Below are 18,570 nucleotides of genomic sequence, written 5' to 3'. Positions count from 1 at the left end.
GACCGCGCTCCTAGTCGTTGAAGAGGTTGTCGATGTCCTCGTCGGTGATCTCGGCGAACGGCGAGTCGGCGCCCGGCTCCTGCACCTTCTTGAGCAGCGCTTCGAAGATGTGGTTGAGCTCCTCGCTCGCCTTTCGCACCCGGAGCCTCACCAACCCGAGGCTCGACTTTGAGTCGAAGATCACCACGAGGATGACGCGGTTCCCGACCAGCTGGATGTGGATGTTCGCCTTTTCACCCTCGTGGAACTGAGTGGCGAACTCGTTCTCCTTGAGGAGCTTCGCCATCCCGCCCGTAGCGGCGATGTTCCCCGCCGTCAGCGAGGCGAGCGACGTGGTGTCGAGGTTGTCGACGTCTCCGCTCGCGGCGATCAGTTGCCCGTTTTTGTCAACGATGAAGACGACCTTCGCATTGGCGTCCTTGACGAGGCGATCCACCACGCTCTGGATCTGATTGAATTCCTCCTCGTACATCACCATCTGAGGGTTGACCATCGTTCCTCCGCCAGCGCTCTCGCGATGGGGCCCTGGGCATTGCGGGCTCTGTCGCCCTTGTCATCACCGGGCGCCGCACGTGCGGTCCCCGACCATCGTCATCCAACTGGCTTCCCGCTGCGCGGGCTTGCCTTACCACCGGTACCACGTTCGCGGCGTGACGCTCGCTGCCTTGGGACTTGCATGGCCGGTTCGCAGCGCGCAGTGCGGCTGCTCCTCGACCGTGCACCCGTACATCTTGGGACGTTTCTATCCGAAGCAGGTGCGGCGGAGCAAGGCGGCCCTTTCTGGAAGTTGGAGGATCGCACAGCCGAACCTCGCCGAGCCTTGCCGGACCCCGACGGAGCTCGCTCCCCCCTGCCCCCAGGGGAGGCTTGGTTCCGGACCTTTTCCAGGCGCCTGTCCGCCCGGGTCTCCCAGAAGGCCTGCATGATAAATATCGAAGATTGCTATTGTTTCCTTTGTTGAATGCGGTCGGACGGCGCTGCGCCCTCCTCCGGGGGCGCCGGTGTGGGGCGCGCTGCGTCTCATCGGTCTGTACCCGGCAAAAGATCGACCAAATTCGCGGGATCGGCGCGCGCGGCGGGGCGAGCTCATGAAGGTGCGGCCCGATGAACGCGGCCCGGGGGACGACCTCCTGCCGGCGTGCGTTCCGCCGGCTCGTGGGCAGCTCCCTCTTGACCTCGGCCGGTGCGACGCCTCTCCAGCCATGGCTTGTGCTTGACCGATGGCTTCGGCCACGGGATAGCGCCTCGGATGCGTGACGTGCTCAGCCGGGCCGAGCCCCGTGAGATCGAGCTCAACCCGGGGACGACGAGGGGGCGCTCCTTCTGCGCGCTCACCGTGGGGACGGCGGCCTTGACGTGCGCCATGTCGCTCGGCGCCGACGCGCGCGCGGAGCTCGGCGCGGTTCACCCTGAGGTGCTCTCCGCGCACGCGGCTGTCCGCGCGGCGAGGGGCCCCGAGGTCTACGCCGCGTTACGTGAGCTCTGGCGCACGTGGGACCGCGCGGACCCGACCCAGGTCGAGGAGGCGATCGCGTCGATCGCTGAGGCCGGCGCGACCAGCGCGCCCACCCAGGTCTATGCGGAGCTCCTCTCGGCATACGCGCGCAGGCGTCGAGGTGATCTCGACGGAGCGGTCGCGAGGATCCAGAAGCTCGGGTTCATCGGCCGCTGGGCGACGATCGGACCGTTCGACAACGAGAACAAGGGGGGCTTCGAGCGGGCGTTCGGGCCCGAGGAAGATCTCGAGCAGCCGATGGCTGCGGGCAGGACGTACGACGGCAAGGCGCGCGCGGTCCGCTGGCGCGTGCCCCCCGAGGCGCCGCAGTACGGGTGGTTTGATTTCGGCGACTTCATTCGTCCGGTGGAGAGCGTCTGCGGCTACGCGACGACGTTCGTCCGCGCGAAGGCCGGGACGCGCGCTCCCCGGCCGATCTCGATCTGGGTCGGGGCAGACGGGGCGTTCAAGCTGTTCTGGAACGGCGCGAAGGTCCTGGCCGATCCAGGGTACCGCGAGCTCGACATCGATCGGTTCGCCGCGCCGGTGACGCTGCGGCCCGGCTACAACCGCCTGACGGTCAAGGTCTGCGGAGGCGCGTCGGCGCCCAAGTTCGCGCTGCGCATCGGCAACGAGAAGGGGGCGCCGGATCTCGATCTGGATGTGACCTCGGACATCGGAACCCAGGTCACGGCGCCTCAGGGGGAAGCCGCTGACGCGAGGCGCGCGGGCGGGGCGCGGGCGCAGGCCGGAGGGCCAACCTCCGGCGCGAAGCTCGCCGCGCGCGCGGCTGTGATCGAGGGGCCGATGCAGGCGTTCGAGCGAGCCGCGAGCGCCGCTCGGCCTTCGCCCGCCGTGCTGGAGGCGTTCGCGCGGTACCTCATGCTCACCGGCGGCGACGCCGAGGGGGAGCACAGAGCGCGCGATCTCGCGCGGCGCTCCGCCGAGGCCGAGCCGAGCGTGCGTCGCTACCTTCTCGCCGGTCAGCTCTCCGAGGACAGGAACCAGCAGCGCGCGTGGATCGAGCGCGCCGCCGCGCTCGCGGGCGGTCGTGAGGACATCGACGTCCTGCTCTCGCAGGCTCGGCTCGCGCAGACGAGCCCGAACTGGCGGGAGGCGGCTCCGATCTACGAGCGCATCCTGGCCTCCGATCCCGATCATGTCGTGGCCGTCCTCGGGCTCGTGGACCTCTACGTGGAGGCTGGGCTGAAGCGCACCGCGCTCGCCACGCTGGAGCGGGCGCTCGCGCGCCAGCCGAGCAGCGTCTCGCTCCTCCGCGCCTCGGCGGCGCAGCTGCGCGCGCTCGGGCGCGACACGGAGGCCGCCGAGATGGAGGCGCGCTACGCCGCGCTGCGGTTCGACGACTCGAGCTTCCTTCACCAGCAGGTCGAGCTCGCGGTGGCGCGGCGCGATCCTGCCGGCGCGGAGCGCTGGATCGAGCGCTTCCTCCGCAGCGAGCCGGACTCCGTCTGGGCCCGCACGGTCGCGGCGCGCACGTACCGCGCGCTCGGCCAGGGCGATCGCGCCCTCGCGGCCCATCAGCGGGCGCTCGCCATGGCGCCTGAAGACATCGGAACGCTGCGCGCGCTCTCGGACCTCTACGGCGAGGAGGGAAACCGAGAAGCGCAGCTGGAGATGCTGCAGCAGATCCTGGCGATCAGCCCTCAGGCGAAGGATGTGCGCGAGTACATCGAGCACATCGAGCCGCCGAAGCCGCGCGCCGACGAGGCTTACGCCTGGGCGCCCGACCGCTTCCTCCCGATGCGGCGCAACGCTGACCGGCAGTATCCCAAGCGCACGCTGCGCAACCTGACGGTCACCACCGTCTTCCCGAACGGCCTGGCGAGCCGGTTCCGGCAGGTCGTCTTCCAGCCGCTGACGGACGAGGCTGCGGCGAGCGCCCGGCAGTACGCGTTCGAGTACCAGGCCGATCGCCAGACCGTGAGCCTCCGTGCCGCGAAGGTCTACCGAGCAGACGGCAAGGTCGACGGGGCGATCGAGAGCGGCGAATCAGGGGCGAACAACCCGGCGCTCGCGATGTACACATCGGCGCGCACGTTCTACGTCAGCTTCCCGCGGCTCAACGCCGGCGACGTCGTCGAGCTGCGCTACCGCGTCGATGACGTCAGCCCTCGTAACGAGATCGCCGATCACTTCGGCGAGATCGAGTTCCTCCAGGGGGATGAGCCGATCGCCAGCAGCGAGTACGTGCTGATCACCCCGAAGACGAGGCAGTTCCACCTCTTCGCGTCCGACCTCCCTGGCCTCGTGCGCGAGACCAAGGAGGACGCCGACCGGCGCATCTTCCGCTTCTCTGCCGCCTCGGTGCCGCCGGTGGCGCCCGAGCCGGCGATGCCCGCGTGGTCCGAGATCCTCGCGCACGTCCACGTCTCGACCTTCAAGACCTGGGATGAGGTGGGCTCCTGGTACTGGGGCCTCGCGCGTGAGCAGTTCGATGTGGATGATGAGGTGCGCAAGCGGGTGCGCGAGATCACGAAGAACCTTGCCGACGATCGGAGCAAGGTCCGCGCGATTTACAAGTACGCGACCGAGACGCGCTACGTGGCGCTCGAGTTCGGCATCGAGGGGATTCGCCCGAGGAGGTGTGCGCAGACGCTCGCTCGTGGTTGGGGGGACTGCAAGGACAAGGCGACGCTGATCGTCACGATGCTCCGCGAGATCGGCATCCCAGCGACGATCGTGCTCGTGCGCACCCGCATGCGAGGCGACATCGGGCCGGAGCCCGCGAGCCTTGCGCCGTTCGACCACGCGATCGCGTACGTGCCGTCGCTCGACCTTTACCTCGACGGAACGGCGGAGCACTCGGGCTCGACCGAGCTTCCGATCATGGATCGCGGAGCGATGGCGCTTCAGATCAACGAAGGCAAGCCGAAGCTCGTTCGCCTCCCGGAGCCTGCTCCCGAGGCCTCGGTCGTGCACCGGACCGTCGACATCGCCGTCAGCGCTGACGGATCGGCTCAGCTCGGGGTCGACATCCAGGTGTCCGGCGCATCCGCGCCGGAGTGGCGGACCCGCTACATGGCGGAGGGGACGCGCCGCGACCGCGCTGCTCGTGACCTCGCCACGGACTTCGGGGCGGTCGAGCTGGCGCCTGGGAAGGCCGGGGTCGAGGTGAACGATCTCGAGGACATCGAGCAGCCGGCGAAGCTGCGGGCTCGGGGAAGAGCCGTCGCGCTCGCTCGAAGGGAGGGCGACAGCCTGTCGGTCCCGGCTGTCCCCACGCAGCGCCTCGCCACCGAGTTCGCGTCCCTCTCGGCGCGCACCCGCGACGTGATCATCCCCGCGCTGACCACGCGCCGGGATGAATGGACCCTCCGGATCCCTGCCGGGTGGCGTGTCACGAGGGCGCCGCTGCCCCAGGACGTGGACACCCCCTTCGGCAAGTTCTCGCTCTCGGTCGAGCAGTCCGCGGGGAAGATCGTCGTCCGCAGTCAGATCTCCCTCACGAAGTCCCGGATCAAGCCGTCCGAGTACATGGCCTTCCGAACGTTCTGCGAGACGGCGGACCGCGTCTTCGGTCAGCGGGTGGTGTTCGGAAAGTGAGCGCCTGAGTGAGCGACTGAGCGACGCCCTGACCCCCCGGCCCTCCGGCGCGCCGACCGGCCCCTAGCCGCTGCCTGGACACTTGACAACCCCACGCCGGATCGCCATAAAGCGCCCCTTCTACGCATCCCTGCGGCGCAGAACAGCCTCTCCGGTGGTTCGGAGCGGTGGCCGCCGGGAGCGATAGGCATTCGGATCGAGGGCATCATGCCGAAGATGAAGACCAACCGCGCCGCGGCCAAGCGCTTCAAGGTGACCGGCTCCGGCCGCATTCGCCGCAGCAAGGGCGGGCTCAACCACTGCATGCAGGAGAAGAGCAAGAAGCGTCTGCGTCGTCTCCGCAAGAACGACATGGTCGACTCGGCGATGGAGAAGCGCGTCAAGCTGCTTCTTCCCTACGGCTGACCCTGGAGCAGTGAGGTAAATTACCGATGCCGCGTGTAAAGAGAGGCTTCAAGGCCCGTCGCCGTCGCAACCGTGTCCTCAACCAGACCGAGGGCTACTTCCTCGGCCGAAAGAACCGCTTCCGCCAGGCGGTCGAGGTGCTCCGCCACGCCTGGGAGTACGGCTACATCAGCCGCAAGCTCAAGAAGCGGGATTTCCGTCGCCTCTGGATCACCAGGATCAACGCTGCCGCGCGCCTCAACGGCACGACTTACTCCCGCCTCGTCAGCGGGCTCAAGAAGGCAGGCATCGCCCTCGATCGGAAGATCCTCTCGGAGATCGCGATCCACGATCCTGCGTCGTTCGGCGCTGTGGCGAAGCTCGCTTCGCCCGCCGCGGCGAAGTGACGGCTCCGCGGGGTGGTCTTCGGCCCGCCGTTCGACCACCCCGATGCGGAACGGCCGAAACTGGCCAAGGCCGCTCCCCTTCCCTCGCAAGTGCCCGATTATCGTAGTATTTCGTATTTTTGACTCGCCTCCGCTGCGAGCGATCCCTCGGGTTGCATCGCAGACGTAGAGTTCGGGCGCATCCCTCAGGCGGGGACGTGCGGCTGCCGTCGCTGACGGTGATCAGCATCGTCAGTGTGAGGCGAGTAGGCACCGAGCAGATGCGCAGCGTGCATTTCGTGCGCACCTACTATGCACCGCCGATGGCACCCTATGATCGTGTGATCAGGGTAAACTCCGACCCAGCTCAGTCCGCCAGCGACCGATCGTTGTCTTTACAAGAGGCCCTGCGTCCCCAGCCGAGGCCTGACCAACCTAGGGCGTGATCCCGGTCCCCTCTCCGGGGACAGACTTAGCGATTAATTGCGCTGAGGCTGAAATTGTTGCCGGAATTCCCAACTTTCCAGGCGGTCTGTCGCGAAAAATAACCTTCTCCGCCTTCGTCCGTCGGGTGAGGGCTCGACATTGCCATCGGGAGGCCCAGGTTCAGGAAACATCGAAGCTCACTGAGAGAACGGCCTCAGCGGCTAGGTACGGGCTCCTACACGCTGGATAAGACAGCGAAATTCCCTTGCCTAGGCTGCGAGGGCGGACCCACCGAACCGCGGAACGCTGGCGAACTCGAGGTGTCCCCAAGGAGAGCAGGTTGCCGATGTTGTTGCGTCCCCGGAAGCGTACCCAGCCATGCCGTTCGGCTCGGTCGCAGCGAAACGTCTCGCTCGACAGGACATGGACAGCGCCTTCCGCTCTACATAGCGCACCCAGGTCGAGCTCTCAAACGGGAGAAGCGGGAACGCACGCTAAAAAAGGCACTGTTTTTGCTTCGGGAGCTGAGGTGCTACCGGGGACTGGCGCAGGAGCATCATTCTGCAAGAGCAGACCTGCCTCAGGTGAGAAGAGTTCGACCGGAATCAAAAGAAAGCACCAGCGGTTGCCAGTTTCAACAGGGGCTCCTTCGGTCAGCTCCTCCCCTCTGTTTGGCACGAAATCGTCTCGCCCGCCGTCAAAAGGTGGCGAGACATTTCAATCTCGCAAGGTCAGCCGTTTAGAAGTGAACGCCGACACAAAGACCAAGATGAGCACGTCGACCGCCCGCCGTCCAGAAACTGCGCGGAGAAACGCCAAGTCCTCTGCTGTAGGTGCCTCTGCGCGGCTCGCGGCATCCAAGAGCTCGCAGGGGGCCGAGACCGCATCGGCTCCCCGGCGGGGGGCATCGCAGACCACCGAGGTGGAGGTCTCCGAGGTCGAAGATTTCGGGGACAACCAGTCGCCGCGCTCGCACTTTCAAGGAGCTACCACCGTGGAGGGAGCCGCCATGAGGTCGACCAAGAGCAACGCCACTGTAGTGAAGGGCGACCCGCTCGCTCAGGGTGGGACGGCCACGCCGGAAATCGCAGCGCTCGGCCTTCTGGAAGATGACCAGACGGAGGAGACGGCTGTGCGACCCCGCCCGGCCGAGATCCTCGATGAGGAGCGGGCGGCTGACTTCATCGATCTGGACCTCGGACCGCTCGATCGGCTGCCTCAGCCCGAGCGCGCGCGGAACCAGGATCGGGAGCTGAAGGATGTCGAGGACGGGGGCGGTGACTCGATGCTCGCCCGCTATTTCCGCGACATGGCGCTCCACCCCGTCATGGGGCCGGACGAGGAGCTCGACACCGCGCGGGCGGTCGAGCGCACGGAGGTGGAGCACTGGGTGGCTCTCCTCTCCTACCTGCCTGCGGCCGAGTACATCCTCACCGCGCTCGAGGAGGATGTCGCCAAGGCGGGTGAGGACGAGGTGAAGGCTCCTCAGATCGCGGAGCTGCAGAAGCTCGTTCGCCTGGCGAAGAAGCAGAAGGGAAAGCTGCTCGCCGAGCAGGAGAAGCCGTGGACCCAGCTCTCCGAGGAGCTCGCGGCGGCTGTCCGCCTGCCTGACTCGGATCGCCTCTGGATGGCTCGTGCCTTCACCATCGCGCGCGATCTCGTGCGCGAGCCCGACTTCGAGGACGACGTGAGCGATCCCGAGGAGACCCGCCCCACGCGGCCGAGGCTCCCGATGTCTGGCTCCTACCGCCGTTACCTCGATCGGGTCGAGCGATCCTTCCAGGCGCAGCACGACGCGAAGAACCGCTTCGTGAAGGCCAACCTGCGGCTCGTCGTGTCGATCGCGCGGCGCTACAACCGCGGGCGCCTGCCGCTCATCGATCTGATCCAGGAAGGCAACATCGGCCTGATGAAGGCGGTGGAGCGCTTCGACCACAGCCGTGGCTACCGCTTCTCGACGTATGCGTCGTGGTGGATCAGGCATGCGATCAGCCGCGCCTTGGCCGACAAGGGCCGCGCGGTCCGCATCCCGGTCCACATGCTCGATACGTACAACCGCGTGGCGCGGGCGACGCAGGCGATCATCGCGCGCACGGGGCATGAGCCGACCATCGAGGAGCTCGAGAAGGAGACGGGGGTTCCGCGCGAGAAGCTCGACAAGGTGAAGGACTTCTACGCGGAGACGCCCTTCTCGCTCGATCGTCCGGTCGGTGACGAGGATGGACGCAAGTTCATCGACTTCCTCCAGGAGGAGAACGCGCTGTCGCCGTTCGATCACCTGGCCAACAGGAAGTGGAGCGACGAGGTCCGGCGTCTCCTGACCACGCTCACGCCGATCGAGTCGCGGATCATCCGCTGGCGCTTCGGCCTCGACGACGAGGACGAGCTCACGCTCAAGGAGATCGGCGACAAGTACAACCTGTCGCGCGAGCGCATCCGTCAGCTCCAGGAGCAGGCGCTCGGGAAGATCCGCAAGCAGATGCGCGACTACTGAGCGACGAGCTCAGCACGAGTCGGTGAAGCGGCCGCGCGGCGTCATGCTGCGCGGCCGCTTTGCTTGAGCCGCCCGAGCACGCAGCTGCGTGGGGGCGCGCAGACGTGAGCGGGGCCGGGAGCGCAGCGCAGCGGGCCGACACGAGACAACCCGCGCTCTCACGGCGTGCGTGCGTCCGTCCAGAGCTCGTCGGCGAGCGACTCGACGAAGTGGTCGATGGCCCTTCGTGCGGGGTCGATCTTCCCTGGGACGTCGGAGGCGAGCACGGCGAAGGCGATCGGGGAACGACCAGGGGGCGCGAGGATGTAGCCAGACAGGGCCACCACCGAGGCGAGCGTTCCCGTCTTGGCACGGATGGCGCGCTCCTTCGACCACCCGCGGAAGCGGCTGCGCAAGGTGCCGTCGACACCGCCGATCGCGAGCTGCGCGGTGAAATCTGCGCCGAGCGCCGGATCGAGAAGTGCGGCGCGCAGCAGCCGGACGATGGCCTCCGGCGATGCGCGAGCGGCGTCGAACAAGCCCGAGCCGTTCCTCAAGACGACGTCTTGCCCGAACGCATCGAGCTCCCTGAGGGTCTCGCCGACCACCTCCGCGGCACCCTCGGCTGTGCCGGGGCGCCCGCGCTTCTCTGCGGCGAGCGTCTTGAAGATCGTCTCCGCGTAGAAGTTGTCGCTGTCCTTCCCGAGGGCGGAGAGGAGCTCGCCGAGCGGCGCCGAGCGGTGAGCCACCAGGAGCCGCTTCTGGCGCTCACCGCCGAGCCGCACCTCGCCGGAGACGTCGACGCCCACCTCCAGCAGCATCTCCTTGAGCGCATACGCTACGACCAGGCGGGGATCGTCGACGCGCCTCGCCAGGCTCACCGCGCGGCCGCCCTCTGGGACGTGCCCGCTGAGGTGCGCGACGAGGCGCTGGCCGTTCGGCTCGAGCCGGACCCCGAGCTTCTCTGGTGTGCCGCGCCTCGCGGTGGTCACCGTGCCCTGGAGCACCGTGAAGCCCGGGGGATCGATCGCGACAGAGGCAGCCTGCCCTGCCTTCGACGGGCGCACCGTGAAGAGCAAGGCGTTCGCGTTCAGCGAGGCTGCCGCGACCGGGGCGCGAAAGGCCGCCCACTCCTCCGGCTGCTGTTCGAAGGCCGGAGGCACGTAGCGCGTGTCAAAGTAGCCTTGGTCGATCGCGATCGCCGCGACTTTCCGGACGCCGGACGCCCTCAAGGCGCGCGCCATCTCCCAGAGATCACGCGTCTTGAGGGAGGGATCGCCCGAACCCCGGAGCACGAGCTCTGCGACGGTTCCGTTCGACGCGTCCCCGTAGAGGCCGGTCAGGTAGCGGTAGCTCGGCCCGAGCAGGCGAAGCGCGGCGGCTGCCGTGAAGAGCTTCGCGTTGGATGCAGGGTTGTACAGGCCGCGCTGATCGAAGGCCGCGAGCGTCGCGCCGCTGGCGACGTCGAGGGCGAGCACGCCGACCCGTCCCCCCAGGCGGCGCACGTCGGCAACGAGCGTATCGACCTGCGCTCGAGCGCGCTCAGGGTCGATTTTTCGAGGTCCGTGCGACGTGAGGGGCGCTGGAGGCGCGCTCGGCGAGACGGGGGCTCCCTGGGTCGGCCTCGCTGTGGGGGTCGAGCGGTCAGCGGGAGCGGCGCCGCTGTCGAGCGGCTGGGAGCCGCCGGGGCGGGCGAGGAGGGACGAGAGCACGAGCGCGACCGCGGAGACTGTACGGCGGGGATGTCGAGGCATGAGATCTCTCCGCCTCTACACCGCCTTCACCGCGGACGCCTCCTCCGGTCGACCGGTCGTAGCAGCCCGGCGTCGCTCATCGGTGCGCGCGTGTGCGCTCGGGGTTGTCCTCGGAAAGGAGAGCTTGCTAGGGTGCGCGCAGACGCTCCTTCACGCTCTGTTCGAAGGGAGGACACCGTGTCCCAGCAGCATTCGACCCGCGCGCTCTTGCCGCTCATCATCCTCGCGGCTGCAGCATGCTCCGGCGCCAAGCCCAAGCAGGCAGGGGAAGACTACAACTTCGATCAGGCACCGTCCGATGTTGCCGCACCAGCCGAGACGGGGAGCTCCGGCGCCGAGGCGGGCAGCTCCGGCACCGAGGCGGGCGCGTCGGCGGACAGCGGGGGCGGGCTCAACCCCGATCAGAAGAAGCAGATGGAGATCGCCCTGCGACGCGGAGGGGACAAGGCGGCGAACTGCGCCGAGGTCGTGTCCAACGCCCCGACGGGCGAGGGAGAGGTCAAGGTCGTGTTCGACGGCCAGAAGGGACGCGTGACCGACGTGCTGGTCGGGCCGCCCTTCGCAGGGACGCCCGCCGAATCCTGCGTGAAGCGCGCCTTCGTCGGAGAGATCGTGCTGCCGTTCGATGGCGAACCGCTCGAGGTCCCGTACACCGTGAAGCTGCCGTCCAAGAAGTCGGGCGCGGGAGCTTCCGGAACGAAGACGCCATGAAGCTCGCCTCAATCGCCGTCGTCGCCGCGCTGGGGTTGGCCGCCGCCTCCGCCGGCGCGGAGGAGCCGGCGGCGCCTCCGCGGTACCCGCCGTCCTCGGCACGCGTGAAGGTCATCGTCGGCGGGGTGGCCGTGACGGCGCTCGCCTACGGCGCGGCGTTCCTCGCCGCATCGTCATGGCCAGAGGTCCCTGGGGCGAGCGAGCTGAAGATCCCGATCGCCGGTCCATGGCTCGCGCTCGCCAAGAACGGCTGCGCCGCGGACGATCCGGACTGCGGAGCGACGCTGTACGTTCGCGGGGCTCTCACCGCCATCGGTGGGCTCGCGCAGCTCGCCGGTCTGGGTCTCGTCGGCGAAGGGATCTTCATGACCACGGAGGCGCGCTCGGCGCAGCCTTCGACCCCTGCGGCGCTGACGGTGCGGCCGGCCCCGGTGATCACCGCGACCAGCATGGGCATCGGCGTCGTCGGCACGTTCTGAGCTACCGAGAACCACGCGGGCCGCGCGGTGATGCGCCGACGCCCGCTCACCGGCGGCGCCATGGCAACAGCGCGGGGCCGCAGACGGGCTTGCCGATCATCCGTCCGATGCGCTCGATCATCAGCTCGACGCTGGCGCCGTACGGTACGCGCTGATCAGCGCTCCCACCGAAGACGCGGCCTGCTCCGATCACGTCGCCCGCGCGCAGCTCGACGTGGTTGCTGATGTACGCGACGGACTCCGCCAGCGAGAAGGTCCACTCGCCAACGCGCGAACAGGAGCGCGTCTCGGCGTCGACGCGGACCTGGGTCCGCAGCGCCTCGACCGAGCCGAGCTCGTCGGGCGTGACGAGCACCGGGCCGAGCTGCGTTGCAAAGTCCTTCGCCTCCGACGGCGGGAGCCCGCGCACCAGCGATCGCGCCTCCAGGCTGCGCGCGGTCCAGTCGTTCAGCACGGTGTAGCCAGCGATCGCGCGCTCCACCTCCTCCGGGGCGGCGCGCCGCAAATCCTCGCCGAGGACCACCGCGAGGTTCAGCTCGTAGTCGGGCCTGTCCTCGAGCGCGGGGAAGGGGATCTCGGCCGCGTGTCCGAGCAGCGCGCGGCTGTTGCCGAACCGATACCAGGGGCGCTCGGCGCCGTGCGCGTAGGGGCCGAGCTGGATGTACGCCGCGCGATCGGTGGCGCAGGGAGGCAGCCACAAGATCGTGGCTGGGTGCAGGTGCGTCGACGCGGGACGATCTCCGCTGAGCAGCCGATCATCCAGCGCGTGAAGGCCGGCGCAACGGAGCGCCACCACGCGCGTGTGGAAGTCCGACACGCCGCGGATGTCCGCGAGCTTCGTCCCGAAGTGGCGCTCTAGCTCCGCGACGTCGTAGAGCGCCCCGTCCCGTTCGAGCGCTACGATCGGGGTGGACGTCGCGAGCTGGAGCACGTGCGCGATTCTCATGGCGTGACCAGGCCCGCCGGGCGCCGGCGGAGCGTACCATCCCGGTCCGCCGACGCTCTCAGGCCGGCGGAGCCCCCAGCGCCTACGCCTGCGGCCGGCGGTCGGCGCCCGATCCCGAGGGACTCGACCCTTCTTGGGACATCGGATTGTCCTTTGCATTGACGCGCTGGGAGAGCGGCCTAGAATGCCGGCGGATTCAGAGCGGCATCACGTCGCGCAGGCTTGCCGTGGGTCCCTGCCGGTTGCAGATGGGCTCGTACGGCAGGTCAGGTTCTGTTGCCGGCGCGGGGTTCCCCGTCGCGGGGTTTCCTCCGGCTTCGGTCCTGCTGACGGGGCCGTGCGGCTTGTAAGCCGGGCAAGGTATTTGCCGTGGACAGCCGACCCTTGGCGGCGCTCATCTTGGAGCGCCGCTCGAGGGACTGGTTACAGGCGCGCACACGGCGCAGCGGAGCGATGGGTCATGAGCAAGCGGACCAAGTTCGTCTTCGTCACAGGCGGAGTCGTATCGTCGATCGGCAAGGGACTGGCTGCGGCCTCGATCGGGGCGCTGATGGAGTCCCGTGGGTTGAAGGTCACCCACCTCAAGCTGGACCCGTACATCAATGTCGATCCCGGCACGATGTCCCCCTACCAGCACGGCGAGGTCTTCGTCACAGACGATGGAGCGGAGACCGATCTCGATCTCGGGCACTACGAGCGCTTCACGCTCGCCCGGATGAGCCGCCAGAACAACTTCACCACCGGCCGCGTCTACGAGGCGGTCATCTCGAAGGAGCGCCGCGGCGAGTACCTCGGGGCGACGGTGCAGGTGATCCCGCACGTCACGGACGAGATCAAGCTGCGCATCCGTTCTGCTGCGGACGGGGCTGACGTTGCGATTGTCGAGGTCGGCGGCACCGTGGGGGACATCGAGTCGCTTCCGTTCATCGAGGCGATCCGCCAGCTCAAGGTGGAGTCGGGCGCGCAGAACGCGATCTCGGTGCACGTCACGTTGGTGCCGTTCATCGCGACGGCGGGCGAGCTGAAGACGAAGCCCACCCAGCACTCGGTGAAGGAGATGCGCGAGATCGGCATTCAGCCGGACATCCTCCTCTGTCGCTGCGATCGGCCGCTCCCGCGCAGCATGAAGGAGAAGATCTCCCTCTTCTCGAACGTCGCCGTCGACTGCGTGATCGCGGCCGTCGATGTCGACTGCATCTACGAGCTCCCCCTCGTGCTCCACGCCGAGGGGATCGACGAGAAGATCACGGAGCTGCTCAACATCTGGGCGAGGCAGCCGGACCTGTCGCCGTGGCAGCGCATCGTCGAGCGATTCAAGAAGCCGTCCCGCGGCATCGTGAAGATCGGCGTCGTCGGCAAGTACGTGCACCTGCGCGACTCCTACAAGTCGCTGCACGAGGCGCTCGTCCACGGCGGGCTCCACAACGACGTGCGGGTCGAACTCGAGTACATCGACTCCGAGCAGATCGAGGCGCGCGGCGCGCCCGAGCTGCTGTCAAACTTGGACGCCATCCTCGTGCCCGGCGGCTTCGGCGATCGCGGGACCGAGGGGAAGATCGAAGCCATCCGCTACGCGCGCGAGGAGAAGATCCCGTTCTTCGGGATCTGTCTCGGCATGCAGCTCGCGGTCGTCGAGTACGCGCGCCACGTCTGCGGCATGACGGGAGCCAACTCCGTGGAGTTCGATCGCAACGCGGCCGACCCGGTGATCGATCTGATGCCCGACCAGAAGGGGGTCGTCGAGAAGGGCGGGACGATGCGCCTCGGCGCGTACCCGTGCGTCCTGGACAAGGGGTCGATCGCCGCGGAGGCGTACGGGCAGACGAGCATCAGCGAGCGGCACCGGCATCGGTACGAGGTGTCGAACAAGTACCGCGAGGCGATGGTGCAGAAGGGGCTCGTGCTCTCCGGGACGTCGCCCGACCAGCGCCTCGTCGAAATGATCGAGCTGCGCGAGCACCCGTACTTCGTGGGCTGTCAGTTCCATCCCGAGTTCAAGAGCCGCCCCCATAGCGCGCACCCGCTCTTCGCGCGCTTCGTGCGCGCCGGTCTGGAGCGCCAACGCGAGCGCAACAAGGCCGAGAAGCCGAAGCCCGGCGATTCCGCCGCCGCGCACACCCAGCAAGCTGCCTCGTCCGTCAACTAGAGCGGGGTGCACAGGTTCGTGCGCTACGGGCTCGGCCGCTAGGCGGGCGAGTAACGCGTACGAAGCTACGCCGAACGACGCGGATGAGCGCGCAGCGCACGAAGATGCGCCCGCGCTCTAGCGGCCGGCGCCAGAGCTCCCGAGGGGCCCTGGCCGCCGCATCGACGGCGAGCCGGGCGGCGCTGCGATGGTCGCCGAGGGTTTTGTCGCGAGCTCTTGCGGACGAAGGCGGCCCTGCAGCCTCCGTCCGCAGATCATCGATGACGAACGCTGCGCGCGATCAGACGTCGCCGAGGCTCGGCCGGCCCAGCGGCGGGGCGTCAAGGGGCTCGGCGTTCGTGGTCTGAGGGGCGAGGAGCGGCGAACGCTCACCGACCTCCTTGATCAGGTTCCGCTGCAGCACGTGCGCCGGCGCGGTCCTGAGCTCCCAGATCAGGCCGAGCTTCTCCATCGCGCGCAGGACGTAGAAGCTGACGTCGATCTCCCACCAGAAGAAGCCCTGGTTCGCGCTGCTCATGTAGTGGTGGTGGTTGTTGTGCCAGCCCTCGCCGAGGGTGATCAGCGCGAGCCAGAAGTTGTTGCGGCTCGTGTCGGTCGTTGCGTAGCGCCGCGAGCCAAACACGTGCGCGAGGGAGTTGATCGTGAACGTGCCGTGCATGAGCGCGCACGTCGACACGACATAGCCCCACAGGAACGCGTCGTAGCCGCCCACCGCGAAGAGCAGCGCCATCATGCCGAGCGGCCCGACCACGTGGTAGCGGTCCAGCCAGCGGAGCTCAGGGAAACCCGCGAAGTCAGGGATGCGCTTCAGGTCGAGCTCCTCGTGCTCGCGGCCGAGCCACCAGCCCATGTGCGCGTACCAGAACCCCCTGCGGAGCGGGCTGTGGACGTCGCGCTCGGTGTCCGAGTACTTGTGGTGGACGCGGTGCGTCCCCCCCCACCACAGCGGGCCCTTCTGGGTCGCCGTGGTGCCGAGCAGCGCGAGCAGGAATTGCAGGCCGCGGCTCGTCTTGTAGCTACGGTGCGAGAAGTACCGGTGGTAGACCGCCGTGATCGCGAACATCCGGACGACGTACGTGGCCGCGGCGAGCGCCGCGAGCTTCCACGTGGCACCTCGGAGGATGGCGACCACGGTGCCCACGTGGATCGCAGTGATCCCCAGCACGTTGAAGATCTGGCCGAGGCTGGGGCCAGGTTTCGGTACGACGACCCGTGTAGGGCTCGATGCAGGCGCTTGCGTCATGGGTTCCAAAGTGGATGGAGCATCGAGCACGCCCGTCACTGGGGCTCACGACGCTGGTCATGATTCCGTCATGCGATGCGGCCGCCGGCTCGCCGACGGATCGGCGCAGGGCGTCGACGAGCGCGCGATCTCAGGGGCGCAGGGAGAGGACGTCGATGGCTGGCCCGGCCGAGACCCGGATCTCGCTCGCTCGGAGGGGATCGCCGTCGAGGATGTAGGGGCCGTCGCCGATCGAGGTCGCGCTGGCCTCGGCGCCGAACCGGACCGTGAAATCTTGGACGAGGTCGTCGAAGTGGTCCTTGCCGCCGATCCGGCGGCCCGCGAGGACGAGCGGAGCGCGCGGCCCGAGCTCTCGAGGGGGCAGGGCGCTGGCGACGAGGTGAGGGCGATCGAGATCCTCCCCTGCCCGGTAGGTGACCAGCATGTGGATCCCGAGGTCACGCACTGCAGACGAGCAGATGAGCGACCAGGCGCGTGGGGCGAGCTGCCGCCCCTCCACCTCGATCGTGCACGGCAGCGGGTCGAGGACGCGGCGCGCGTAGGCGCCGCCGTAGAAGGACTCGATGAACACCCGCGCCACGATGCGCGCAGCGGCGCCGTAGCCGTCGCCTCCGCGCTCGTAGTAGACATCGAAGAAGCTGGCCACGAGCCCGGTGCCGAAGATGAAGCCGATGCGCTCCTCGACGCCGCTGCGGGTCGTCGCGCGCACACGCAGGGTGGGCCGGCGGACGGCGCTCGGGATGGCCGCGCCGCTCGGGAGGCCGCGAACCTCGCTGACCGTCCGCGCGAGGAGCGCAGCCGGATCGCCGGTCATGCCCCAGTTCCGCGCGACGGTCGCCACGGTGCCGCCTGGCAGCAGGGCGAGACGCGGCAGCGAGCGATCGCCGAAGGCGCGCGCGAGGGCCGTGACGCCGGCCATGAAGCTGCCGTCGCCGCCCGAGAGCGCGACGAGATCCGCGCCTCGCCGGGCGAGCCGCTCGCAGACCTCCGCGAGCTCCGTGACGTTCGAGGTCGGGTGGAGCTCCGCCGCGCCAGCGCACGCGGCCGCCATGCGGTCGATGAGCGACGGCCTCGCCCGGTACCGGCGCGCCGTGGTGTTGACGATGACGTCGATACGCATGGTGCCGGAACGTGACCGCCCTATAAAACGGATTCCCCGGGTGGTCGAGCCGAAGGGGCTTCGAACGCGAACTTCGGCGCGGTAAGAGGCGCGTCATGCGCCGCGTGCTCTCCCGGTCGATCCTCGCCGGCCTCCTCTCGTTCGCCGCCGTCACCGGCTGCGCGAGCTCGGCCTCCCTACGCGCAGCCGAGGCGGGCAGGTTCGACGAGCTGCGGCGCACGTTGAGCGATGAGCTTCGCCGCGGCACGCTGGACAGCGACGACGCACGAGCGATCGCCCGCGCGGTCGCGCAGGGGGAGATCGCGCGCGCGACGCCGCCCTCGGGGACCGATCGGCTGCGCGAGCTCCGGACATGCGCGCGCGCGCTGGAGGACGCGCTCGCCGAGCGCGCCGCGGGCTCGGACGCGATCGCGACCGCCGCGGCGATGATCCTCCTCGAGGCGGGGCTCACCGACCCGGAGAGCGTGAAGCGGTACGCAAGCGACGCGGCGGCGGGGCGATACCCCGGCAAGGACACGGCGCTCCGCGCGCTGGAGACGCGGGCGCTCGTCACAGCCGAGGACGGCGCGGTGCGCCGCTCCCGGATGCTCGACGGAGATCAGGAGGTCCGCGTCTCGGCGCTTCGCGCCGCCGCCGCGGCGGCGGACCCGAGCGATCGGGAAGCGCTGCTCGAGGCGGCGCGGCTCGATCCTTACCCGCTCGCGCGGACGCTGGCGATCCGCGCCGCCGGGGCGCTCGGCGGTCAGGATCTCGTGCTGGCGCTGCGCGATGTCTGGACCCTCTCGGATGAACCCGGGCGCGAGGCGATCGCCGAAGCGTGGGCGACGCCGCGCGCGCTGGACAGCGGCGGACGCGCGCAGCTGCGCTGGGCGATCTCCACCCAGCGCGGCGCGCCCGCGATCGCCGCCGCGCGCGCGCTGGTCCGCGCGGGAGGCGAGGGCGTCGGCGAAGCGATCGCCGTCCTCATCGGCTCCATCCGCTCCAGCCAGAGCCGGGATCGCGTCTACGCCATCCTCTCCGCGCCGCTCCAGGACCCGGCGGTGCGATCTGCGCTCATCGAGGCGCAGGGCGATCCGGATGAGGCCGTGGTCTTCGCCGTCCATAGCCGCCACGTCGACGCCGCGCCGCGGGACGTCGCGGCGCGCGAGCGCTCCGCGGCCGTCGCTTGGCTGATGAAGCTCGCCGCGGGGACGTCGACGCGCGCGGTGCTCGCGCGGGGAGTCCTCGCACGTGCAGGAGTCCGCGCGGTCGTGCCGCTGCTGGAGCGCGACGTCCGATCCCGCGAGATCCCGGTGCGCGAGGCGGCGGGGGCGGGCCTGGTCGCGCTGGGCGAGATCCCGCGCGCTGCATCGCTCCTCGCCGACGCCGAGCCCCAGGTCAGGAACTCGGTGGCCTGCGAGATCCTCGAGGCGTTCTGAGCGTTGCCGAGGCTGCGCCCGAGGT

General features: G+C 69.0%; 13 protein-coding genes. 8 read left to right on the top strand and 5 right to left on the bottom strand.

Annotated elements, in window-relative coordinates:
- Window positions 1-10 precede the first annotated feature (10 nt).
- Window positions 11-493, bottom strand: a complete 483-nt coding sequence (locus tag WMF11_RS40470) for a roadblock/LC7 domain-containing protein (protein WP_012239856.1) — start codon at window positions 491-493, stop codon at window positions 11-13.
- A 756-nt stretch (window positions 494-1,249) separates the two neighbouring features.
- On the opposite strand from WMF11_RS40470, the gene WMF11_RS40465 reads away from it, so the two are divergent.
- The 4 genes from WMF11_RS40465 (at window position 1,250) to WMF11_RS40450 (ending at window position 8,749) form a co-directional block, all read left to right on the top strand.
- A complete protein-coding gene (locus tag WMF11_RS40465) occupies window positions 1,250-5,059 on the top strand; it encodes a DUF3857 domain-containing protein (RefSeq protein WP_437974593.1) in 3,810 nt (1,269 codons plus the stop codon).
- Window positions 5,060-5,266: 207 nt separating this feature from the next.
- A complete protein-coding gene (gene rpmI, locus WMF11_RS40460; RefSeq protein ID WP_012239854.1) occupies window positions 5,267-5,464 on the top strand; it encodes a 50S ribosomal protein L35 in 198 nt (65 codons plus the stop codon).
- 26 nt (window positions 5,465-5,490) lie between these two features.
- Window positions 5,491-5,850: a 50S ribosomal protein L20 gene (gene rplT, locus WMF11_RS40455; protein WP_012239853.1), complete on the top strand. Its 360-nt coding sequence runs from the start codon at window positions 5,491-5,493 to the stop codon at window positions 5,848-5,850.
- A gap of 1,414 nt (window positions 5,851-7,264) precedes the next feature.
- On the top strand, window positions 7,265-8,749 hold the full coding sequence (locus WMF11_RS40450; protein ID WP_437545108.1) for a sigma-70 family RNA polymerase sigma factor: 1,485 nt from the start codon (window positions 7,265-7,267) through the stop codon (window positions 8,747-8,749).
- Between the two features lie 158 nt (window positions 8,750-8,907).
- Here the strand turns inward: WMF11_RS40450 and dacB are convergent, their stop codons facing one another.
- A complete protein-coding gene (gene dacB / locus WMF11_RS40445) occupies window positions 8,908-10,482 on the bottom strand; it encodes a D-alanyl-D-alanine carboxypeptidase/D-alanyl-D-alanine endopeptidase (protein ID WP_437974592.1) in 1,575 nt (524 codons plus the stop codon).
- A gap of 177 nt (window positions 10,483-10,659) precedes the next feature.
- On the opposite strand from dacB, the gene WMF11_RS40440 reads away from it, so the two are divergent.
- Window positions 10,660-11,193: a hypothetical protein gene (locus WMF11_RS40440; protein WP_437974591.1), complete on the top strand. Its 534-nt coding sequence runs from the start codon at window positions 10,660-10,662 to the stop codon at window positions 11,191-11,193.
- Window positions 11,190-11,672, top strand: a complete 483-nt coding sequence (locus WMF11_RS40435) for a hypothetical protein (RefSeq protein WP_437974590.1) — start codon at window positions 11,190-11,192, stop codon at window positions 11,670-11,672. The genes WMF11_RS40440 and WMF11_RS40435 overlap by 4 nt, the downstream gene beginning before the upstream one ends.
- Before the next feature lie 46 nt (window positions 11,673-11,718).
- On the opposite strand, the gene WMF11_RS40430 is transcribed toward WMF11_RS40435, so the two are convergent.
- Complete coding sequence (locus WMF11_RS40430; RefSeq protein WP_437545103.1) at window positions 11,719-12,618, bottom strand: fumarylacetoacetate hydrolase family protein; 900 nt, start codon at window positions 12,616-12,618, stop codon at window positions 11,719-11,721.
- A gap of 460 nt (window positions 12,619-13,078) precedes the next feature.
- Between WMF11_RS40430 and WMF11_RS40425 the strand changes: the two genes are divergently transcribed.
- Window positions 13,079-14,764, top strand: a complete 1,686-nt coding sequence (locus WMF11_RS40425; RefSeq protein ID WP_437545102.1) for a CTP synthase — start codon at window positions 13,079-13,081, stop codon at window positions 14,762-14,764.
- 280 nt (window positions 14,765-15,044) lie between these two features.
- On the opposite strand, the gene WMF11_RS40420 is transcribed toward WMF11_RS40425, so the two are convergent.
- Together WMF11_RS40420 and WMF11_RS40415 are read right to left on the bottom strand one after the other, a co-directional pair.
- On the bottom strand, window positions 15,045-16,007 hold the full coding sequence (locus tag WMF11_RS40420) for an acyl-CoA desaturase (RefSeq protein ID WP_437974589.1): 963 nt from the start codon (window positions 16,005-16,007) through the stop codon (window positions 15,045-15,047).
- A gap of 130 nt (window positions 16,008-16,137) precedes the next feature.
- Window positions 16,138-17,127: a diacylglycerol/lipid kinase family protein gene (locus tag WMF11_RS40415; protein WP_437904468.1), complete on the bottom strand. Its 990-nt coding sequence runs from the start codon at window positions 17,125-17,127 to the stop codon at window positions 16,138-16,140.
- A 95-nt stretch (window positions 17,128-17,222) separates the two neighbouring features.
- On the opposite strand from WMF11_RS40415, the gene WMF11_RS40410 reads away from it, so the two are divergent.
- The gene (locus tag WMF11_RS40410) at window positions 17,223-18,545 is read left to right on the top strand and encodes a hypothetical protein (RefSeq protein WP_437974588.1); all 1,323 of its coding nucleotides are present in this window, start codon (window positions 17,223-17,225) and stop codon (window positions 18,543-18,545) included.
- The last annotated feature ends 25 nt before the right edge of the window (window positions 18,546-18,570 follow it).

The sequence above is a fragment of the Sorangium sp. So ce295 genome, assembly GCF_051527405.1.
GTDB lineage: Bacteria > Myxococcota_A > Polyangia > Polyangiales > Polyangiaceae > Sorangium > Sorangium cellulosum_B.
This window is presented reverse-complemented; position numbering and strand designations above follow the sequence as displayed.